The organism is Halomonas sp. LBP4 (genome assembly GCF_003202205.1).
GTDB classification, from domain to species: domain Bacteria; phylum Pseudomonadota; class Gammaproteobacteria; order Pseudomonadales; family Halomonadaceae; genus Halomonas; species Halomonas flagellata.
Window position 1 is genome coordinate 1 of record NZ_PDOG01000005.1, and the last position, 3522, is coordinate 3522.

Below are 3522 nucleotides of genomic sequence, written 5' to 3' on the forward strand. Positions count from 1 at the left end.
GGACGTCGTGACACGCACCGTCAGCTCGGTGTAGTCGGTGCCCGGCCGGCTGGGGAGCGGCATCAGGGCGCCACGCTCGATGGTGATGCGCGCCGTATTGCGGCGGTTGATGGCGGCCATGCTCGCGATGATACTTCGTTGGTAGATCCCTACTGGTTCATCGAACTGCTGCAGGCCAATGTGCTGCGGTCTCAGGTTATCGATTCTGATTTTCTGAAACGCAATGGCTACTCGAAGGGAGTGTTCCTACTCCCGCCACAAGCGACATGGAAGCCGTCAACCAACCACTGGCTGGAACGTATCTCGCACGACATGGGGACACTCTTTATTCCACTCGATGCGCTCAAGCTAGCCGCTCTCGTCGGGCATGCGGCCATTCAGATTATGACCAAGACCGGGGCTCGCATGAACGAGTTCCTGCAGATCAGATTGAGTCCGGAGCATCTATCACGAGTGCTGCTCGCCAAGGACCGGGAAGCGATCGCTTTCCGGGCAGCTCCCAAGGGACGCCGGGCAGAAGAGCCCTATTATATTGACGAACGCTGCATGAGAGCGCTACACGCCTGGTGGAAGTTCCAGCGAGAGCGGGGGCAGAGCCTGGAGACCATCCCTCCTACCAGAAGTTTGCGGCATAAACTTCGACCGGCACCCTACTTATGGCAGCATGCCGGAAGGCATTTCAGTCATAAGGACATCAATGCGACGATGTCTATCATGTTGCACGGTATCTCGCTGCAAACTGCTGCCGGTGAGGCCGTACGGGTCACCTCCCACCTGCTGCGCCACGGCTTTGCCACCGAAATGCGGGCGTTGAACACGCCTGTGGATGTGATCGCACTACTCATGAAACAGAGAGATGTGCGAGTGACCGAATACTATTCCCAGCCGACGCCGGCCAGGCTGGTGGAGTTGCAACGAAAGATCTTTGAAAACCGTGTGGATCTATCCCGTACCCATATACGATCCCCAGCGCAAATCCGGCGGCAGGTCGAAGCCGCGCAGGAGCAGGTGGGTGCACTGATCCCGGTTATCGGTGGACGTTGCACAGTGGCCAGTCAGTGCCCCATCAAGTTCGCCTGCATCGGCTGTGCCGGGAATGCACCCGACTGGCGCAAGCGCGACCAAGTTATCATCTACCGGCAGGCCTGTGCGCAGATGGCAGAAATGGCGGAAGCACAGAACCTACCCGCTGAAGGGCGCAAGGCAAAGGAAGCCATGTTGAGCTGCGACGATGTGCTGGCCGAGATGGAACTTCTTGAGCAAGCTGATCAGGCGGCAGCAGACCCCGTCATACTGATCATCGGGAGGAAGGAGAGATGACACGACAATCCAGTAAGGCACTTTCAGAGGCTGCGATGGCTGGTTTGAAACGCAGTCATCAGCAGCGTCGCAATCGAAGCGTTACGATCGTGCGCCGGGCGATCAGTCGGCTACAAGAGATCGACAGCCCCGTAACGCTGGGGCGCATTGCGAGAATATCGCGCGAACTCTCCGACACGGGAATTGGTATCTCCGAGTCCACTATTCTGCGCAATCCCGAATGCCGTCAACTATACGAGGAAGCGGCCCAACCCGTTCGACGGCGGCGTACCGTTGGACGCCTACTGAATAGCGAGGTGGAAAGACCCACCGATGCGGAGCGGCGTCGCATGCATTACTTGATGCGCCTGACAAAAGCTGAGCTGGCCGCTCGCATTATTGCTGTTGAGCGGGACTGGCTTGCTCGGAAAAATCGAATGGGGTCCTGCGCGATCGGATTCTCCGGGAAAATCTGGGTCTATAATCACCTTTAAAGATCTAGATATAATGGTTTATAGAGCCTCCCGGATAACTTGTAAGTGTGAGTTGGAAAATTCCATCTCAGAGAAGTATCAGGGACGGTGGCTGCGACCGTTCAGTACCAAGAAGCAACGAGCAAAGTCAGAAAGAATTATCCTCTGACAGCCAGGGAAAGAAACATTACCGATATCAAGGCCAGGAAGATTCCTCCGCTGAATAGCCCCAGCATCCAGCCCAGGCGCCGGGTATTTTCGGCTGCGTCTCTCGGACCCTTACGAACCGCATCACTACCCGCAGAGGTGACAGTCATCCTTGCCTTTCCCATTCGGTCTTTCTTATAGCCCCAGCGTCTGATAATCACCAGAAACGGCACCAGCGACATCATGCTGCCAAGGATCCAGACAATGAGCCCTCCCAGCAGTTCGTCCATGTTTCCCTCAACCCACAATCGTCCCAGTTCATCGTAGACCGGGAATAATACGCCTGTCTTCATCGTCAGGTAGGCACCCAGGGCAATGTTAGCGGTCGTGACAATCCACAACATGGCCAGTCGAGTTCCATAGCGCGTGCTCGAGGGACGGGTATCGAAGATGCACCACCAGAACAACAGCCCGGACCCCAGCATGGTGACGTGCATCAGGTAATGCACCATGTCATTGCGCAAGGCCAACTCGAAATACGGTGGATACTGCCAGACATAAGCCAGGCCTGCAAACAACAGGGTTGCCGTGATCGGATGCGCCAGTACACCGAGTCCCGTCACGCGTCCCACTCGGGCCAGAACCCGCCGAGTATTCGTGTTCAATCCGGATATAAAGGTTGTCTGTGGGGAGGGAAGAAACAGCAGCATGGGCCCCAGGGTGCGTAATAAGAGATGCTGCACCTGGTGCATGGAGAAGCTTCGCTCGCCGAGCGGATCGATGGGCGACTGGAGGGCGAGGAAAAGCATGAAGAGTCCCAGAAAGACCAGAGAGGTCTCTCGATGACTGGTTAGTCGTCCGCGTTGTTGGCGTTGCCGTATACCACGTAGATAGACGAAGCACACCAGCGCCAAGGGCAGCATGAAATCCAGATCAAAGGACCAGGAAAACCAGACATTAGCCGCCAGCGCACCATCGCTATGTGCTGCCGCCGGTGTCGCAAGCAGCACCAATAGTAGGCACATCCAGTACCGCTGTCGGGAAGTTGCCATGGCACTCATCCTTGATTGGAAATATCGACCGAGAGCATCGCTACTCACTTTGCGTCAGAAATGGGGCTCCCTCGCTCTCTTCCGCCTGATGGCGGCGTTGCTCCGGCGTCCATAACGTCTTGAGGTAGTTCACCACGTCGCGAATCTCGGCAGGGCTCAGGAGATCCTTGAAGGCCGGCATGGTGAGTCGCTCGGTCTTGTTCCAGGGGTCGCGCCACCCCTCGGAGACAATCCGGTAGAGCATGGCATCGGAGTGCTTCCAGGTATGGCCCTCCGGCCCGTGGGGGGGAGCCGGCAGTTCGCCCTGGGCATTCTGGCGCTCCCAGTTCGGCATGCCCTCGCCCCGAGGTCCATGGCAGCTGGCACAATACTGCAGGTAGATCCTTTCCCCGTCTTCCAGCGGAGAGGCATCGCTCGAAGAGGGGCCATCCTCCGCCATGGCCTGACCGGCAGCAATTAACAGCAGCCACGTCGTGACGAGGGGCCAGCGGTCACGCATCGGGGGGTGTCCAGCTCTGTCCCTGGTCTTCGCTACGCATGAGCTCCCCCTC

Annotated in this window: 4 protein-coding genes; 2 read left to right on the forward strand and 2 right to left on the reverse strand. The window is 57.6% G+C overall.

Annotated features, from left to right (window positions below; genetic code table 11):
- Nucleotides 1-138 precede the first annotated feature (138 nt).
- Together CR157_RS16315 and CR157_RS22345 are read left to right on the forward strand one after the other, a co-directional pair.
- Nucleotides 139-1320: a site-specific integrase gene (locus CR157_RS16315; RefSeq protein WP_110284607.1), complete on the forward strand. Its 1182-nt coding sequence runs from the start codon at nucleotides 139-141 to the stop codon at nucleotides 1318-1320.
- Nucleotides 1317-1793 carry a hypothetical protein gene (locus CR157_RS22345; RefSeq protein ID WP_146218707.1) on the forward strand — a complete coding sequence of 159 codons (477 nt, stop codon included), beginning with the start codon at nucleotides 1317-1319 and terminating at the stop codon, nucleotides 1791-1793. Before CR157_RS16315 ends, CR157_RS22345 begins: the two co-directional genes overlap by 4 nt.
- 137 nt (nucleotides 1794-1930) lie before the next feature.
- On the opposite strand, the gene CR157_RS16320 is transcribed toward CR157_RS22345, so the two are convergent.
- Both CR157_RS16320 and CR157_RS16325 read right to left on the reverse strand, forming a co-directional pair.
- The gene (locus tag CR157_RS16320; protein WP_181422084.1) at nucleotides 1931-2971 is read right to left on the reverse strand and encodes a cytochrome c oxidase assembly protein; all 1041 of its coding nucleotides are present in this window, start codon (nucleotides 2969-2971) and stop codon (nucleotides 1931-1933) included.
- A gap of 40 nt (nucleotides 2972-3011) precedes the next feature.
- A complete protein-coding gene (locus CR157_RS16325; RefSeq protein ID WP_110284609.1) occupies nucleotides 3012-3470 on the reverse strand; it encodes a c-type cytochrome in 459 nt (152 codons plus the stop codon).
- Between the last annotated feature and the right edge of the window lie 52 nt (nucleotides 3471-3522).

Excerpts from the sequence above, each read along its gene's own strand:
- CR157_RS16320 (WP_181422084.1), bottom strand. The coding sequence starts at position 2,971 with ATGGCAACTTCCCGACAGCGGTACTGGATGTGCCTACTATTGGTGCTG.
- CR157_RS16325 (WP_110284609.1), bottom strand. The coding sequence starts at position 3,470 with ATGCGTGACCGCTGGCCCCTCGTCACGACGTGGCTGCTGTTAATTGCT.
- CR157_RS22345 (WP_146218707.1), top strand. The coding sequence starts at position 1,317 with ATGACACGACAATCCAGTAAGGCACTTTCAGAGGCTGCGATGGCTGGT.